This window comes from Nocardioides antri (assembly GCF_008373765.1).
GTDB classification, from domain to species: domain Bacteria; phylum Actinomycetota; class Actinomycetes; order Propionibacteriales; family Nocardioidaceae; genus Nocardioides; species Nocardioides antri.
In genome coordinates this window covers 108,101-124,624 of sequence record NZ_VUJW01000011.1, presented here as the reverse complement: position 1 = coordinate 124,624, position 16,524 = coordinate 108,101, and the positions used below count along the sequence as shown (strand labels likewise).

The 16,524-nt window shown below is 73.1% G+C and carries 14 protein-coding genes; 12 read left to right on the top strand and 2 right to left on the bottom strand.

The window, feature by feature from the left end; translation table 11 throughout:
* Positions 1-4: 4 nt before the first annotated feature.
* Positions 5-670: a DUF4190 domain-containing protein gene (locus tag F0U47_RS17900; protein WP_188111411.1), complete on the bottom strand. Its 666-nt coding sequence runs from the start codon at positions 668-670 to the stop codon at positions 5-7.
* A 104-nt stretch (positions 671-774) separates the two neighbouring features.
* Between F0U47_RS17900 and F0U47_RS17895 the strand changes: the two genes are divergently transcribed.
* The 8 genes from F0U47_RS17895 to proB all read left to right on the top strand — a co-directional run bounded on the left by F0U47_RS17895 (position 775) and on the right by proB (position 11,266).
* Positions 775-1,980 (top strand): winged helix DNA-binding domain-containing protein, encoded by a 1,206-nt coding sequence (locus F0U47_RS17895; RefSeq protein ID WP_149751843.1) that lies wholly within the window; start codon positions 775-777, stop codon positions 1,978-1,980.
* A gap of 16 nt (positions 1,981-1,996) precedes the next feature.
* On the top strand, positions 1,997-2,710 hold the full coding sequence (locus tag F0U47_RS17890; RefSeq protein ID WP_149751842.1) for a TIGR03936 family radical SAM-associated protein: 714 nt from the start codon (positions 1,997-1,999) through the stop codon (positions 2,708-2,710).
* A 396-nt stretch (positions 2,711-3,106) separates the two neighbouring features.
* Complete coding sequence (locus F0U47_RS17885; RefSeq protein ID WP_188111410.1) at positions 3,107-6,163, top strand: Rne/Rng family ribonuclease; 3,057 nt, start codon at positions 3,107-3,109, stop codon at positions 6,161-6,163.
* 60 nt (positions 6,164-6,223) lie between these two features.
* Complete coding sequence (locus F0U47_RS17880; protein WP_149751841.1) at positions 6,224-7,789, top strand: hypothetical protein; 1,566 nt, start codon at positions 6,224-6,226, stop codon at positions 7,787-7,789.
* 124 nt (positions 7,790-7,913) lie between these two features.
* A complete protein-coding gene (gene rplU, locus F0U47_RS17875; protein WP_149751840.1) occupies positions 7,914-8,216 on the top strand; it encodes a 50S ribosomal protein L21 in 303 nt (100 codons plus the stop codon).
* Between the two features lie 43 nt (positions 8,217-8,259).
* Entirely contained in the window at positions 8,260-8,517 is a 258-nt protein-coding gene (gene rpmA / locus F0U47_RS17870) for a 50S ribosomal protein L27 (protein WP_149751839.1), read from the top strand.
* A 90-nt stretch (positions 8,518-8,607) separates the two neighbouring features.
* Positions 8,608-10,158, top strand: a complete 1,551-nt coding sequence (gene obgE, locus F0U47_RS17865) for a GTPase ObgE (protein ID WP_188111409.1) — start codon at positions 8,608-8,610, stop codon at positions 10,156-10,158.
* A complete protein-coding gene (gene proB / locus F0U47_RS17860; RefSeq protein ID WP_149751838.1) occupies positions 10,151-11,266 on the top strand; it encodes a glutamate 5-kinase in 1,116 nt (371 codons plus the stop codon). Before obgE ends, proB begins: the two co-directional genes overlap by 8 nt.
* A gap of 3 nt (positions 11,267-11,269) precedes the next feature.
* On the opposite strand, the gene F0U47_RS17855 is transcribed toward proB, so the two are convergent.
* Complete coding sequence (locus F0U47_RS17855) at positions 11,270-12,397, bottom strand: FAD-dependent monooxygenase (protein WP_149751837.1); 1,128 nt, start codon at positions 12,395-12,397, stop codon at positions 11,270-11,272.
* Positions 12,398-12,574: 177 nt separating this feature from the next.
* On the opposite strand from F0U47_RS17855, the gene F0U47_RS17850 reads away from it, so the two are divergent.
* The 4 genes from F0U47_RS17850 to F0U47_RS17835 are packed head-to-tail and all read left to right on the top strand — an operon-like array spanning position 12,575 to position 16,504.
* Positions 12,575-13,144, top strand: coding sequence for a DUF6801 domain-containing protein (locus F0U47_RS17850; RefSeq protein WP_149751836.1), 570 nt, complete (start codon positions 12,575-12,577; stop codon positions 13,142-13,144).
* A gap of 48 nt (positions 13,145-13,192) precedes the next feature.
* Positions 13,193-14,383: a cysteine desulfurase family protein gene (locus F0U47_RS17845; RefSeq protein ID WP_149751835.1), complete on the top strand. Its 1,191-nt coding sequence runs from the start codon at positions 13,193-13,195 to the stop codon at positions 14,381-14,383.
* 13 nt (positions 14,384-14,396) lie between these two features.
* The gene (gene mnmA, locus F0U47_RS17840; protein WP_149751834.1) at positions 14,397-15,509 is read left to right on the top strand and encodes a tRNA 2-thiouridine(34) synthase MnmA; all 1,113 of its coding nucleotides are present in this window, start codon (positions 14,397-14,399) and stop codon (positions 15,507-15,509) included.
* Entirely contained in the window at positions 15,506-16,504 is a 999-nt protein-coding gene (locus F0U47_RS17835) for a uroporphyrinogen decarboxylase/cobalamine-independent methonine synthase family protein (protein ID WP_149751833.1), read from the top strand. Before mnmA ends, F0U47_RS17835 begins: the two co-directional genes overlap by 4 nt.
* Positions 16,505-16,524 lie beyond the last annotated feature (20 nt).

The window sequence follows — 16,524 nt, the reverse complement described above, 5'->3', positions numbered from 1 at the left end:
CGGGTCAGAGGATCGGCTCGTCGAGCTTGTCGTCCGGCTCGACGTAGCAGACCAGGTGGTCGCCGACGGAGACGTCGTTCGGGTCCTCCGTGACGGCCTGCAGGTCTCCGAGGTAGTCCGTCAGCTTGGCGCGGTCGTCCTCGCTGATGGCCTCCGCGCAGTACCCGACCATGAGCGACTCGACCTGCTCGATGTTCTCGTCGGTCACCTCGGCGACCGCGACGATCTCGGCGTCGTGCTCCTCGGAGCACTCGGCCTCGCGCAGGAACACCTCGTCGCCCTCCTCGTCGACGTTCACGCACTGGCCGACCTCGGCGTTCTCGGGCGTGACGATGGAGTCGAGGAAGTTGACCCCCGCAACGCCGGCGATGCCGACACCGACCCACACGAGCAGCCCGAGCAGGCCGAGGATGATGCCCGTGATCGCCATGCCGCGGCCCTTGCGCTGCCCGCCCTTGGTGCGGCCGAGCCCCACGAACCCGAGGATCAGGCTGACCGGGGCGCAGCAGATCAGGCCGGTCACCAGCGCGGCGATGGAGACGCCGTCGGTCTTGGGCTGCTCGAAGCCGCCGGACCCCGGGGCGTTGAACGACGAGCCGCCGCCACCGCCGCCGTACGGGTTCTGGGGCTGCTGCTGGCCGTAGGGGTCGTTGCCGTAAGGGGTGCTCACGGGCAGCAGCGTAGGGCGTCCGGCGACTCTCCTGCGGGAGATCCTCCATTACGGCGTCTGTCGGCCGTGTCGGCCCTGTCGGTACCGTCGGCGACGATGGCGCCATGCGCCACATCGACGACCGCGAGCGGCGGGCTCGCCTCGCTCGACGGCACGGCCTCGCCCGCGGTCACCCCGACGTGGTCACCGCCACCCGGGCGATGACCGTCCTCCACGCGACCGAGGCCGCGACGGTCCACCTGGCGCTGTGGGCGCGGGTCCCGGGCGTCACGGTGGCCGACGTCGACGCCGCGCTCTACGACGACCGCGCCCTCGTGAAGCAGCTCGCGATGCGGCGCACGCTCTTCGTCCTCCCACGCGACCTGCTGCCGGCGGCGTGGGGGAGTGCTGCCGCCCGGGTCGCCGTTCAGCAGCGCAAGCAGCTCGCGAAGCGGGTCGCCGAGGCCGGGCTCGCCGCCGACCCGGACCAGTGGGTTGCGGCGGCGTCCGCCGACGTGCTCGCCGCGATGGCCGACGGCGTCCCGCGCACGACCCGCCAGCTGCGGGACCTCGTGCCTGCGCTCGACGGACGGTTCTCGATCGGCGGTCCGGAGAAGAAGTGGGGTGGCGACTTCCCGATCGGCGCGTGGGTGATGACCCTGCTCGGCGCCGAGGGCCGGGTGGTCCGCGGCCCCAACGCCGGTCACTGGCGCCTCAACAAGCCGACCTGGGTGCGCAGCGACCTGTGGCTGGACGAGGTGGTCGGTCCATGGCCGGAGGACAAGGGCTACGCCGAGCTGGTGGGCCGCTGGCTCGCCACCTTCGGCCCCGGCACCGAGGCCGACATCGTGTGGTGGCTCGGGGCCACCAAGACCATCGTCCGTCGCGCCCTGGCCGACGTCGGCGCGGTCGAGGTGACGCTCGACCCTTCGACAGGCCCCGGAGGGCCAGGCGGCGGCACCGGCTGGGTGCTGCCCGACGACGTCGAGCCGGTGGGGCCGGTGGAGCCGTGGGCCGCCCTGCTGCCCACCCTGGACCCGACGGTGATGGGCTGGAAGGAGCGGCGCTTCTACCTCGACCCGGCCGACACGCCGTACCTCTTCGACACCAACGGCAACGCCGGCACCACCGCCTGGTGGGACGGGCGTATCGTCGGCTGCTGGGTGCAGGACGACGATGCCGTGGTCCACCTGGTGCTGCGCGACGACGTCGGTGCCGAGGCCACCGCGGCGCTCCAGGCCGAGGCCGACCAGCTCAGCGCCTGGCTCGACGGGGTGCGGATCGGCACCGTCTACGCCTCTCCACGGATGAAGGGCGCGCGGCTCGGTTGACCTACGATTCCGCTCCGTGAGTCGTCAGCAGCCCGAGCAGCAGGCGCCGCCCGTCCAGCGGCTGCGGATCCGCTACGCCAAGCGCGGCCGCCTGCGGTTCACGAGCCACCGCGACGTGAGCCGGGCCGTCGAGCGGGCGGTCTTCCGGGCGCAGATCCCGATGGCCTACTCCTCGGGCTTCCACCCGCACCCGCGGATCTCCTACGCCGGAGCATCGCCGACCGGCGCCGCCAGCGAGGCGGAGTACCTCGAGCTGGGCCTGGCCGAGCGCCGCGACCCCGAGGACGTACGACGAGCGCTCGACGACGCGCTGCCCGACGGGCTCGACATCGCCGCGATCGTGGAGTCTCCGGGCGGCTCGCTCTCCGACCTCCTCGTGGCCAGCTCGTGGCTGGTCGAGCTCCGCGGGGCCGACCCGGCCGAGGTCAGCGGAGCGGTCGCGAACTTCCTCGCCACCGAGTCGGTGCCGGTGGAGCGGATGACGAAGAAGGGCCTGCGCACCTTCGACTGCCGCGCCGCGGTGGTGTCGCTCGAGGTCACCGACGCAGCCGGTGAGCCGGCAGTGGCGCTCGTGCTGCGGCACACCGTGCCCGCCGTACGCCCCGACGACGTGCTCTCCGGGCTCGCCGAGGTCGCCGGCTTCACGCCGCCCGCGACCGCGCTGCTGACGCGGCTCGCTCAGGGCCCGCTGGACGAGGACGCGGGCTCCGTCGGGGACCCCCTGGCCTGAGCCAGGACCCGCCGGACGGCGCTCCGCGATGCCGACCGTTCTCCCGCGCTGTGCGATACTCGCCACAGATCGGCCCTGACGGTGACCCTCGGAGGAGGAACCCGACGGTCCGGTCCGACGACGTTCTCGCCGGTCCCCGCTGCACGCAGACGGGGTCGGCACGGTGGAGGTCAGGCCTCGCCAGACCGCGACGCAGGTAGCCGGATCGGTGACAGGGATCCAGCGCCCGGGACAGCAACCCGGACCACGCGACCGCGGCAGGCAGGTCCCGGCCGCCAGTGACGCTCCGCGGAGGGTGTCGTCCCACTGAAGGCTTGCGCCGTCGGTCCCGGAAACGGGCCGGGCGGCGATGGACACACCCGGCCGTCGCGAGGCGGGCGGGTGGAGGAGCAGCGCATGGCTGACACCCCGGTCGACACGACCACCACCGAGACCACACCCGCCGAGGCCACCGCGCCGGAGGGCAGCGGCGACGCCACGCCGGCGGAGAAGCCGGCCGCGAAGAAGGCACCGGCGAAGAAGGCCGCGGCCAAGAAGGCGCCGGCGAAGAAGGCGGCGGCCAAGAAGGCACCCGCGAAGAAGGCCGCCGCCAAGAAGGCAGCGCCGAAGGACGCGAAGCCCGACGTCGAGCCGACTGCCGACGCGCCGGGGGACGCGGCCGCCGGCGAGAGCGACAGCGCCGGTCCCGCCGTCCTCTTCCAGACGCCCGAGGTGACCCCGCCGAAGAAGAAGGCGCAGCCGAGGAAGAAGGCGGCAGCGCCGAAGGCCGACCAGGCCGAGGACGAGAAGTCCGACCAGACCGAGAAGACCGAGAAGGCCGACAGCGCCGACAGCACGGACGACAAGCCCGACCAGGCGAAGCGCAGGTCCACCGGCAGGTCGAGCAGCGGGACCGGTGGCAAGCCGGGCAACAAGTCCGGCGCGAAGGACGACCAGACCGAGGACGACCGGGCCAAGGGCGACACCTCGGAGGAGGCGACCGCCGAGCCGACCGAGGCCGACGAAGCGGTTGACGAGGCCACCGAGGGCGCTGAGGACGGCGAGGGCGGCACCTCCCAGGCCGCGCGCCGCCGGCGTCGTCGTGGCGGCCGTCGTCGTCGTAAGCCCTCCGGTCAGGGCGGTGGCGCCAACGGTGACGACGACGAGTCCGACGACGAGGCGGAGGACACCGAGGACAAGACCGCCGGCGACGCCGCGGACAGCGCCGAGACGACGGACGCGACCGACGCCGAGGAGGACGGTGGCGAGCAGTCCGAGGGCGGCTCGTCGTCCTCGTCCCGCCGGCGCCGGCGCCGGCGCCGCGAGGGCGAGTCCGGCAACGGCAGCGACGAGCCGAACACCGTCACCAGGGTCCGCAAGCAGCGGTCGCCGGAGGACGAGATCACCGCGGTCGCTGGCTCGACCCGGCTCGAGGCGAAGAAGCAGCGCCGGCGCGAGGGCCGCGAGGCCGGCCGCCGCCGTGCGCCGATCGTGAGCGAGGCGGAGTTCCTCGCCCGGCGCGAGTCGGTCGAGCGCGTCATGGTGGTCCGCCAGCGCAAGGACCTCACCCAGATCGCCGTGCTCGAGGACAAGGTCCTCGTCGAGCACTACGTCGCCCGCGAGTCGCAGACCTCGCTCATCGGCAACGTCTACCTCGGTCGCGTCCAGAACGTCCTCCCCTCGATGGAGGCCGCGTTCGTCGACATCGGCAAGGGCCGCAACGCGGTGCTCTACGCCGGCGAGGTCAACTGGTCCGCCCTCGGCCACAAGGAGGGCGCGCCGCGCAAGATCGAGTCGGTGCTCCAGTCGGGCCAGACCGTCCTGGTCCAGGTCACCAAGGACCCGATCGGCCACAAGGGCGCCCGGCTCACCAGCCAGGTCAGCCTCGCCGGACGCTTCCTGGTCTACGTGCCCGACGGCACCACCTCCGGAATCTCCCGCAAGCTCCCCGACACCGAGCGGGGTCGCCTCAAGGCGCTGCTGAAGGAGATCGTCCCGGAGACCGCCGGGGTCATCGTCCGCACGGCGGCCGAGGGGGCCTCCGAGGACGAGCTGACCCGCGATGTCGAGCGGCTCAAGGCTCGCTGGGAGGACATCGAGAAGAAGATCGCCAAGGGCAACGCCCCGCAGCTGCTGTACGGCGAGCCGGACCTCACCCTCAAGGTGGTGCGCGACCTCTTCACCGAGGACTTCGCCAAGCTCGTCGTCCAGGGCGAGGACGCCTGGGAGACCGTGCACGACTACGTCGAGCACATGGCCCCTGACCTGTCCGACCGGCTGGAGCACTACCGGGCCACCGGGAACGGTGGGGCTGACAAGCCGGACGTCTTCGCGGCTTATCGCATCGACGAGCAGATCGCCAAGGGACTCGACCGCAAGGTGTGGCTGCCGTCCGGCGGCTCGCTGGTCATCGACCGCACCGAGGCGATGACGGTCGTCGACGTCAACACCGGCAAGTTCACCGGCTCCGGGGGCAACCTCGAGGAGACGGTCACCAAGAACAACCTGGAGGCGGCCGAGGAGATCGTCCGCCAGCTCCGGCTCCGCGACATCGGCGGCATCATCGTCGTCGACTTCATCGACATGGTGCTCGAGTCCAACCGGGACCTGGTGCTGCGCCGGCTCGTCGAGTGCCTGGGTCGCGACCGAACCCGCCACCAGGTGGCGGAGGTGACGTCGCTCGGACTGGTCCAGATGACGCGCAAGCGGATCGGCACCGGCCTGCTCGAGGCGTTCAGCGAGACCTGCGACCACTGCCAGGGACGCGGCGTCATCGTTCACGACCTGCCGGTCGAGCCTCGCCGGGGCGGCGGTGACGACGAGTCCCGCAAGGGCGGACGTCGACGCCGGGGCAAGGGCGGCCAGACCGAGGAGCCCGCAGCGAAGGCCGTCCCGTCGCCGAAGGACATCGCCGCCATGGCGAAGCCGCCGGCGCCGGACGCCGAGGAGGACACGGCCGAGGACGTCGCCGACGAGGCGGCCGCCGACGTCGCGTCCGATGCCACGCCCGCTGTCAGCTCTGATGTCGCGGCCGAGGACGCCGTGGTCGAGGCTGTGATCGAGCCGATCGCCGAGGACACCCCGGCCGCGGACGCCGCCGCGACCGAGGAAGCAACGGACGACGTGCCCGAGGCTCCGGTCACCACGGTGGTGACCCGGACCCGACGCCGCGCGGCCAGCCGCCCGGCGGGTCCGCCGGCGACTGCTGCCGTCCCGGCCGAGCCGGTGACCGTCGAGCCCGCGACCGACGAGGCGCCCGTCGTACCCGACGCAGAGCAGGTCGAGGAGCAGGCCGAGCCGCAGCCCGCGGTCGACCAGCAGCCGCCCGTGGTCGGCGACATCGGCGCGCCTGTCGCCAACGGCGCGGTCGAGCCCAACCCGGTGACGGTCGACCCCGGTGTCGACGCACACACTGAGGAGCCGCACGTCGAGCACGTCCCGATCAAGAAGAAGGGCGGCGCTCGCAAGCGCTGAGCCAGGCAAAATCTGGCTGTTCGCCAGTGGAGGACGCTGGGACCGGTTTACGGTCGGGCCATGCTCCCTGCCCGACGGGCGTGCTCGGGCGCCATCGCCGTCCTCGTCCTGCTCGCGGGCGTTCTGGCGCCCACCTCGAGCGCGGCGAGACCCGGCGCGGCGGCGGAGGACGTCCCGGTCTGGCGGATCACCGAGGTGGCCGTCCCGACCAGCGCGCCGGCGGGAGCAGTCAAGTGGGCCACCGCAGCCTGCCCGAGCGGTCAGTCGATCATCGGCGGGGACATCCGTGACATCTCGGACGTGCAAACGGTCGTGCCGCAGGCGGCCGTACCGTTCGTGAACACCGAGTCGTTCTTCGCCGCGGTCGGGGTGGGCGGGACCACCACCCAGACGTTCACCGTCGTCGCCTACTGCGTTCCTACCGCACTGCTGGCGGGGCGGACGGTCGTGGAGAGGGTCTACTCGCTGCCTGCGGGCGTGACCGACACCGGTGGGGGCGCGACCTGCGCAGCGGGTTCCCGCGCCATCGGCGGGGGCGCGTGGCTCGCAGACCCCAGTGCCAACGAGAACGGCTACCTCCGGTCGAACGGGCCCCATCCGCTCGGCAGGGGCTGGTACGCCACCGCCAGGCTCCAGGGGACGTCCCTGCGGGTCTCGGTGGTGTGCATGCCGGACGGCTCGGTCCCTCCCGTCAGCATCGCGACCAGGACCGCGGAGGCAGGGAACGACGTCTTCTCGTACTACTTCGGACAGGGGAGCGCCTCCTGTCCCAACGGAACTCGAGTTCTCGCCGGCGGTGCCTACATCGCCCGTCCCGACCAGTTCCCCGACCCGGAGGACCCGTCCCAGGGCCGCGTCGCGCAGTCGGTGTCGCGCAACGGCTACTGGCACACCGTGATCGGCATGAACCCCGGCTACTGGTCGACCACGGTGGTGCTCTGCGTCCCGGACGCCGATCCACCGACGGTGACGATGACCAAGCCGGTCGCGTCGCCGTTCGCCGCTCGGGTTGCCCTCGACCCGGGGATCGACGTGGCCTGGACGGGCTCCGACGGCGCCGGCCAGGTGGTGGGCTACCAGACCAGGGTGCGGAGAGCGTCGGCGACCGCCGCCTTCGGTGCCTGGCAGTATCCTGACGCGTGGTCCGACCTCGCTGCTGTCGGTCTGGTCCACAACGGCACCGAGCTCGGCTCGACCTACTGCTACAGCGCCCGCGGCAGGGACGATGCCGGCAACTGGTCCGCTTGGGCGGTGCAGCGGTGTGCCGTGCGCCCGCTGGACGACCGTTCCCTCATCATCTCGGACGGGTGGACCAGGGGCGCGCTGGCCGACTACTGGAACGGCACCGCTACGAGGACCGCGCAGCAGGGGGCGGTCCTGTCCCGGCCGGGGGCGCGGTTCAACCAGCTGGCGCTGATCGCGACCAAGTGCCCCACCTGCGGTCGGGTCGCCGTCGCGGTCGACGGCGTGCTGATCGGCACCGTCAACCTGGCCAACGCCACGACAGTCCACCAGCGGGTGATCAGCCTGCCGCGGACTCCCGGTCGCGAAGGTACGGTGACGATCGAGGTGCTCTCCACCGGCAAGCCGGTCATCATCGACGGGCTCGCCGTCAGCGCGAGCTGAGGGCGCGGTTTTGGCGGGACGAAGCGGCACCCGTAGTATGGAACGTCGGCGCGCCGTGGCGTGCCGCTCTGCTGCGTGAGGTCCCGCAGCCCCAGACGACGAGGTTCAGACGAAGGAGACCGCGGTGTACGCGATCGTGCGCGCAGGCGCGAAGCAGCAGAAGGTCGCTGTCGGCGACGTCATCGAGATCGACAAGGTCTCCACGGCCGTCGGCGACACCCTCACGCTGCCCGTGGTCATGGCGGTCGACGGCGAGACCGTCACCACCACCGGTCTCGACAAGGCTGCAGTGACCGTCGAGGTGCTCGGCAAGGCCGTGGGCCCGAAGATCGTCATCCAGAAGTACAAGAACAAGACCGGTTACAAGAAGCGGCAGGGTCACCGCCAGAAGTACACCCAGGTCAAGGTCACCGACATCAAGCTCTGAGTCCCGACCACGCGGTCAGCTCACACCTCGAAGGACTGAACAGATGGCACACAAGAAGGGCGCGGCGTCCACCAAGAACGGCCGCGACTCCAACGCTCAGCGACTCGGCGTGAAGCGCTTCGGCGGCCAGGTCGTCAACGCCGGCGAGATCATCGTCCGCCAGCGGGGCACCCACTTCCACCCGGGCTCCAACGTGGGCCGCGGTGGCGACGACACGCTCTTCGCGCTCGCCTCGGGCGCGGTGGAGTTCGGCCGCAAGCGCGGCCGCAAGGTCGTCAACATCGTGCCGGCGGCTGAGTGACGCTCAGCTCCTAGGGCTACGAGAGGGCGTCCCGGTCGGGGCGCCCTCTTCTCATTTATGCAGCCCCCTTCCTACTGAAAGACTGATCCCATGGCCGTGCCCACGTTCGTCGACCAGGTGACGCTGCACGTCACCGCGGGTCGGGGTGGCAACGGCGTCGCGTCCGTGCACCGCGAGAAGTTCAAGCCGCTCGGTGGCCCCGACGGCGGCAACGGCGGGCCCGGCGGGTCGATCATCCTCCGGGTCGACCCGGACGTCACCACGCTCCTCGACTACCACCACAGCCCGAAGCGGCGCGCCGAGCACGGCGGCCACGGCGCCGGCGGCCGGCGCAACGGCACCCATGGCGCGGACCTGGTCCTGCCCGTGCCCGACGGCACCGTCGTCAGCCACCTCGACGGCGAGGTCATCGCCGACCTGGTCGGCGCCGGCACCGAGCTGGTTATCGCGGAGGGCGGCCGCGGCGGGCTCGGCAACGCCGCACTGGCGTCGGCCACCCGGAAGGCCCCCGGCTTCGCCCTGCTCGGTGAGCCCGGCGAGGAGCTCGACGTCGTGCTCGAGCTCAAGGTCGTCGCGGACGTCGGCCTGGTCGGCTTCCCGAGCGCCGGCAAGTCCAGCCTGATCGCTTCGATCTCCCGAGCCCGGCCCAAGATCGCCGACTACCCGTTCACCACGCTGGTCCCGAACCTCGGTGTGGTCAGCGCGGGCGACACGACCTTCACCGTCGCCGACGTGCCCGGCCTGATCGAGGGCGCCGCCGAGGGCCGCGGCCTCGGCCACGACTTCCTGCGACACATCGAGCGCTGCGCGGCGTTGGTCCACGTCCTCGACACCGCGACCCTCGAGCCCGGCCGCAACCCGGTCGACGACCTCGACGTCATCGAGGCGGAGCTGGCGCGCTACGGCGGCCTCGAGGACCGGCCCCGGCTGGTTGCCCTCAACAAGGTCGACGTGCCCGACGGCCGGGAGATCTCCGCGATGGTGCGCGACGAGCTGCGGGCGCGCGGGCTGCGGGTCTTCGAGATCTCGGCCGCATCGGGGGAGGGCACCCGCGAGCTGGTCTACGCGATGGCCGAGATCGTCCTCGCGGCGCGGGCCGAGAAGGCTGCCGAGGTCGTCGAGCGGATCGTCCTGAGGCCCAAGGGCGTCGACGGCGAGGAGTTCACGATCCGCAAGACCGGCGCCGGCTGGCGGGTGCGCGGCACCAAGCCCGAGCGCTGGGTCCGCCAGACCGACTTCAGCAACGACGAGGCGGTCGGCTTCCTCGCCGACCGGCTCAACCGGCTGGGCGTCGAGGCCAAGCTGCTCGAGATGGGCGCCGAGGAGGGTGACGCCGTGCTGATCGGCCACCCCGACAACTCGGTCGTCTTCGACTTCAAGCCGGGCATCGACGCCGGTGCCGAGAACCTCTCCCGGCGCGGCCAGGACGAGCGGTTCCAGGAGGACCGGCGCGCGGCCCAGCGGCGCCGCGAGATCCAGGAGGCCATGGCCGAGCGCGCCGAGACCGAGACCCGCGCCGACGTCGCGCGGCGCCTCGACCGGCCCGCCGAGTACGGGCCGCTGGCCTACGAGATCGGCTCCGGCGACGACCCGGACCTGGACGACGAGGAAGCGTGGCTGGAGGAGGACCCCGGTGAGTGACCGGTCGGTCGTGACCGCTGCCCGCCGGGTCGTGGTCAAGATCGGCTCCTCGTCGCTCACCACCGCCGAAGGCGGCATCGATCCCCGACGGGTCAGCGCGCTCGTCGACGTGCTCGCCTCCGTGCGGGCCTCCGGCGCCGAGGTCGTCCTCGTCTCCTCGGGTGCGATCGCGGCCGGCCTCGCGCCGCTCGGCCTGCGGAGGCGACCGCGCGGCCTCGCGGCCCAGCAGGCCGCGGCATCGGTCGGACAGGGCCTGCTGGTCCACCGCTACACCGAGGAGCTGGCGCGGCACGGCCTCACCGCCGGGCAGGTGCTGCTCACCCTCGACGACGTCACGCGCCGCTCGCACTACCGCAACGCGCACCAGACCTTCTCGAAGCTGCTCGAGCTCGGCGTGATCCCGATCGTCAACGAGAACGACACGGTGGCCACGACCGAGATCCGGTTCGGCGACAACGACCGGCTCGCGGCGCTGGTCGCGCACCTCGTGCACGCGGACCTGCTCCTGCTGCTCTCCGACGTCGACGGCCTGTACGACGGCCCGCCGCACCGCCCCGGCACGAACCTGATCCCGGAGGTGCGGTCCGAGGCCGACCTCGAGGGCGTCCGGATCGGGGCCGCCGGCGCAGCCGGGGTCGGCACCGGCGGCATGGCGACCAAGCTGGACGCCGCGAGCATCGCGACCGGCTCGGGGATCACCGTCGTGCTCACCTCCGCCGAGCACGCCTCCGCCGCCCTCGCCGGCGAGCAGGTCGGCACGCTCTTCCACGCCAGCGGCCGGCGCCGGCCCACCCGGCAGCTGTGGCTGCGCCACGCCACCGAGGCCAAGGGCGCGGTCGCGCTCGACGCCGGCGCGGTGCGGGCGGTCGTCGAGCGGCACGCCTCGCTCCTCGCCGCCGGCATCACCGGCGTCTCCGGCGGGTTCGTCGCCGGCGACCCGGTCGACCTGGTCGGACCCGACGGTGCCGTCGTCGCCCGCGGCCTGGTCAACTTCGACGCCGAGGAGCTCCCCAGCCTGCTCGGCCGCTCGACCAAGGAGCTCAAGCGCGAGCTCGGCGCGGCGTACGAGCGCGAGGTCGTCCACCGCGACGACTTGGTCTTGCTGTAGCCCCTACCAGGGGAACGCGCCGGTGCCTCCGACCTTCGCCATGCTGCGCAGGAGCATCGAGTCGGGGACGAACCGGGAGACCCGGTGCAGGCCTGCGGGCGCGTTGATCGCCCGACCAGCGGCCCGGGACAGGCCGACGACCCGCTTCGCGGGGCCGCGGCGCGCCGACTCGAAGGCCGGGAACGCGGCAGCGGGGGACTCGGCCGTCCGCAGCAGGCGCGCGAGCACGGCGGCGTCGATCAGGGCCTGGCAGCCGCCCTGACCGAGATGCGGGCGCATCGCATGGGCGGCGTCGCCGATGACGACGACCCGGCCGTCGGCCCACCGCCGGGGGACCGCGCGGTCCATCACGTCGTTGCGGGTGACGGCCGACGGGTCGGTCGCCTCGAGGACGCGCCGGACCGGGTCCGGCCAGCCGGCGAAGGCAGTCCGGAGGTGGGCGAGATCGTCGTCCGTGGAGCCGCCGGCGGGCTCGCGGACAGTGGCGTACCAGTAGCTCTCGTCGCCACCGAGCGGGACCACGCCAAACTCCTGGTGCGGCCCCCAGACCTGCCCAGGCTCGACGTCTCCGACGTCGGCGATGCCGCGCCAGGCCGGGTAGCCGGCGTACCGCTCCGGAAGCCCCGGGTGCAGCGCCCGGGCGACCTCCGAGCGGTAGCCGTCGGCGCCGACCAGCGCGGACGCCTCGACCGGGTCGGCATCGGTGACCACCCGGACGACGCCGTCGTCGTCCTGCGTGTAGCCGCGAACCGCGAGCCCGCACACGACGCTGTCGCCCTTGACCCGCGCGTGGAGGATCTCGATGAGGTCGCCACGGCGTACGGCGACCAGCGGACCGCCGAGCGCCACCGCCGACCGCTCGAGGTCGATCGAGCGGACCAGCCGGCCGGCGCTGGTGCGGATCGAGCCGGCCGCGACCGGGTGCCCGGCGCGGCGTACGTCGTCGCCGACGCCGATCTCGTCGAGCGCCACCATCGCGTTGGGCCACAGGGTGATGGCTCCGCCCGTGCTGCCGAGCTCGGGGCGCTCGTCCAGCAGGAGGTACGGCGTGGCGGTGTCGTCGCGCTGCAGCCCGGCAGCGAGCGCGAGGCCGGCGATGCCCGCGCCGGCGATCACCAGCGGACGATCCATCGCTACTCGACCGTGGCCTCGCAGTCGTGGACCCCGTCGGTCTGCCCGGCCGCACAGCAGGGAATCCTCGCCGGGACCGCCGCTCCCCCGAGGAGGAGAACAGCGACGCGACAGGTTCGGCGGAGCATGATCGGGACGTTACGCCGAAAGTCGGAGGTACGACGTACGCTTCCGCGCATGTCACGACGCCGTGCGACCGGGTTCGCCGTCCTCACCGTCCTGCTGACCCTCCTCGGCTCGCTCCTCGTCGGCACCGCGCCGGCGCGGGCGGAGCTGCGCGTCCTCGACACCACCTATGCCTGTGACTCGTCCTTCGGTGGCGGGTCCAGCGCGGTCCGGGTGAAGGTCGACGTCCCCGACCGGGTCCGGGCCGGTCGCCAGGTCGACGCCCGGCGGATCACCTTCCGGATCGTGGTGCCGGACGAGCTCGTGCAGCAGATGAGGGATGCCGGCGTCGAGGAGGTCTCGGCGCGCAGCGATGACGCGAAGTACCGCGTGGGCACCAGGCGGGTGCCGATCCGCAACCTCACCGTCCCGCCGACGGCGGTGCCGGCCGACGGGGACATGGTGATCCGGGGTCGCGGCCGCGCTGGCGCGTTCACGATCGACCAGGCCGGCCGGTACGCCGTGAAGGTGCCGCGGTCCTTCACGGCCGTGGTGCAGACAGGAATCCTGCCGGTGAGCCTCTCCTGCACCCTCGCCGACGGCGCTCCGGCCCGGCTGTCGACGCTGCGCGTCGTCCGCTAGCGCCTCCGGTTCGGCGCGGGACAGCCCGCGCCGTACCCTTGGAGGGCCATGCACGACGTCCCGACGGTCTACCTGGACCACGCTGCCACCACACCGATGGTGCGGGCGGCGGTCGAGGCGATGACCGCGCACCTCGCAGACATCGGCAACGCGAGCTCGCTGCACGCCTCCGGCCGGCGGGCGCGGCGGGTCGTCGAGGAGTCGCGCGAGACGATCGCGCAGGCGCTCGGGTGCCGGCCCGGCGAGGTCGTCTTCACCTCGGGGGGGACCGAGGCCGACAACCTGGCGCTCAAGGGCCTCTACTGGTCGCGCCGGGCGGCCGACCCGGCGCGGCGGCGGATCCTCGCCAGTGCCGTCGAGCACCACGCCGTGCTCGACCCGCTGCACTGGCTGGGCGACCACGAGGACGCCGAGCTCGAGCTGCTGCCGGTCGACGACCGCGGGCGCCTCGACACCGCGGCGCTGGCGGCGAGCATCGAGCGGGACCCCGCGTCGGTCGCGCTGGTGAGCGTGATGTGGGCCAACAACGAGGTCGGCACCGTCCAGCCGATCCCCGACGTCGTCGCGCTCGCGGCTCCGCACGGCATCCCCGTGCACACCGACGCCGTCCAGGCGCTCGGCTCGCTGCCCGTGGACTTCGCCGCGGCCGGCGTCGACGCGATGACCATCTCCGGGCACAAGGTCGGCGGCCCGCTCGGCGTGGGTGCGCTCGTCGTACGCCGTGAGGTGGAACTCACCGCGCTCGTGCACGGCGGCGGGCAGGAGCGGGACGTCCGCAGCGGCACGCTCGACGTGCCGGCCGTCGCCGGCTTCGCCGCCGCCGTCGAGCTCGCGGTCAAGGAGCAGGCCGACGAGACGACCCGACTGACGGCGCTCCGGGAGCGCCTCGTCGACGCCGTACGACGCGAGGTGCCGGACGCGGTGCTCAACGGGGTCTCGACAGGCTCGACCGACGGCGGGGGGCTGCCGGGCATCGTCCACTTCAGCTTCCCCGGCTGCGAGGGCGACTCGCTCCTCATGCTGCTCGACGCGCGCGGCATCGAGTGCTCGACGGGGTCCGCCTGCTCCGCTGGTGTGCCGCAGCCGTCGCACGTCCTGCTCGCCATGGGGCGCGACGCCGACGAGGCGCGGAGCTCGCTGCGGTTCTCGCTCGGCCACACCAGCACCGAGACCGACGTCGACGCGCTCGCCGTCGCGCTGGGCCCGTGCGTCGAGCGCGCCCGCGCGGCGCGTGGCTGAGGGAGCGCAGCAGATGTTGGTCGTCGCAGCCATGTCCGGCGGGGTCGACTCCGCCGTCGCCGCTGCCCGGGCGGTCGACGCGGGCCACGAGGTCACCGGCATCCACCTCGCGCTGTCGCGCAACCCGCAGTCCTACCGGTCGGGCGCGCGCGGGTGCTGCACGATCGAGGACAGCAACGACGCCCGGCGGGCGGCAGACGTGATCGGGATCCCGTTCTACGTCTGGGACCTCTCCGACCGGTTCCACGAGGACGTGGTCGTCGACTTCATGGACACCTACGCGGCCGGGCAGACCCCGAACCCGTGCCTGCGCTGCAACGAGAAGATCAAGTTCGCCGCCGTGCTCGACCGGGCGCTGGCGCTCGGGTTCGACGCGGTCGCGACCGGCCACTACGCGCGGCTGGAGCCGACGGCCGACGGTGGAGTCGAGCTGCACCGGGCGGTCGACCACGGCAAGGACCAGTCCTATGTCCTCGGCGTGCTCGACGACCGCCAGCTGCGGCACTCGCTGTTCCCGCTCGGCGACACGCCCAAGGTGGACGTACGCCGTGAGGCGGCGGCCCGTGGCCTGCTGGTCGCCGACAAGCCGGACAGCCACGACATCTGCTTCGTCGCCGACGGCGACAGCACCGGCTGGCTGCGGGAGAAGCTCGGCGAGCGCGCTCCCAACCAGGGTGGGCGGATCGTCGACGAGTCGGGGGAGGTGCTCGGCGAGCACGAGGGGACCTACGGCTTCACCATCGGCCAGCGCAAGGGCCTGCGGATCGGCCGGCCGGCGGCGGACGGGAAGCCTCGCTACGTCCTCGACATCGAGCCGGTCTCCGGCACGGTCACCGTCGGGCCGCGGGAGCGGCTCGCCGTCGAGCGGATCCGGGCCGACCGCCCGCGGTGGTGCGGGAAACCTCTCGAGCACGGGCAGGATGGGGCGGTGGTCACCGTTCAGCTCCGCGCTCATGGCGACGAACATCGAGCTGTCGTCCGCATGACTGGGTCGGGAGACCAGCTGGACATCTCTCTGCTCGACCCGGCGTACGGGATCGCGCCGGGGCAGGCTGCCGTGATCTACCAGGGCAGCCGGGTCGTCGGCTCCGCCACCATCGCCGCGACCGAGCGGGTCTCGGCGTGACGCTGGCGACCGGCGTCGGCTCCTTCCCCGGGACCGACCAGCGCGACTTCGACGAGGCGCTGCGCCTCGTCCTGGGCGAGCTCGACCTGCCGTTCCTGCCCGAGGTGCCGGGACGTGGCGCCCCCGCCGGGATGATCGGCCGCACGCTCGGCCTGGTGACCGAGCTCGACGCCGACCTGCAGCCAGCGGGGTGGCGGCTGACCGGAACGTCCGGCGCCCCAGCGGTCGACCAGCGCCGCGCCCGCAGCCTGCTCGGGCAGGACCTCGACAGCGTGGAGGAGCAGGCGTCCGACCACACCGGCCCGTTCAAGGTGCAGGTGACCGGTCCGTGGACCCTCGCGGCGGCGGTCGAGCGGCCGCGCGGCGACAAGCTGCTCGCCGACCACGGGGCACGCCGCGACCTGGCTCAGGCGCTCGCTGCGGCGGTGGCCGACCACGTCGCCGACGTACGACGCCGCCTGCCGGGCTCCGACCGGATCGTGGTCCAGGTCGACGAGCCCGCCCTCCCGGCAGTGCTCGCGGGCTCGGTGCCGACCGCGTCGGGCTTCGGCAGGCACCGCACGGTGCACCCGCCCGAGGTGAGCGAGGCGCTGGGCTGGGTGCTGGGCGCCGTCCGCGGCGCCGGCGCAGAGCCGTGGGTCCACTGCTGCGCGGCCGACGCGCCGCTGGCGCTGCTCCGCGGGGCAGGCGCGAGCGGGCTCGCGGTCGACCTGTCTCTCCTGGGAGCGGACGGCCACGACGTGCTCGCCGAGGCGATCGAGGCCGGGGAGACGGTCGCGCTGGGCGTGCTGCCGAGCGACGACCCGGCCGAACCGCCGACGGAGAAGGTTGTCGTCAACGAGGTCCACCGCTGGATCGACCTCGTCGGCCTCGACCCGGGTCAGGCCGCGGAGCGTCTCGTGCTGTCGCCTGCGTGCGGGCTCGCCGGAGCCTCGTCGGCATGGGTGCGGCAGTCAGTGGCGCTGCTCCACTCCGCAGCGGCGTCCCTGTCCTGACCGCGGACGCAGGAAGGGGC

Excerpts from the sequence above, each read along its gene's own strand:
- F0U47_RS17895 (WP_149751843.1), top strand. The coding sequence starts at position 775 with ATGCGCCACATCGACGACCGCGAGCGGCGGGCTCGCCTCGCTCGACGG.
- F0U47_RS17885 (WP_188111410.1), top strand. The coding sequence starts at position 3,107 with ATGGCTGACACCCCGGTCGACACGACCACCACCGAGACCACACCCGCC.
- F0U47_RS17880 (WP_149751841.1), top strand. The coding sequence starts at position 6,224 with ATGCTCCCTGCCCGACGGGCGTGCTCGGGCGCCATCGCCGTCCTCGTC.
- rpmA (WP_149751839.1), top strand. The coding sequence starts at position 8,260 with ATGGCACACAAGAAGGGCGCGGCGTCCACCAAGAACGGCCGCGACTCC.
- obgE (WP_188111409.1), top strand. The coding sequence starts at position 8,608 with ATGGCCGTGCCCACGTTCGTCGACCAGGTGACGCTGCACGTCACCGCG.
- F0U47_RS17855 (WP_149751837.1), bottom strand. The coding sequence starts at position 12,397 with ATGGATCGTCCGCTGGTGATCGCCGGCGCGGGCATCGCCGGCCTCGCG.
- F0U47_RS17850 (WP_149751836.1), top strand. The coding sequence starts at position 12,575 with ATGTCACGACGCCGTGCGACCGGGTTCGCCGTCCTCACCGTCCTGCTG.
- F0U47_RS17845 (WP_149751835.1), top strand. The coding sequence starts at position 13,193 with ATGCACGACGTCCCGACGGTCTACCTGGACCACGCTGCCACCACACCG.
- mnmA (WP_149751834.1), top strand. The coding sequence starts at position 14,397 with ATGTTGGTCGTCGCAGCCATGTCCGGCGGGGTCGACTCCGCCGTCGCC.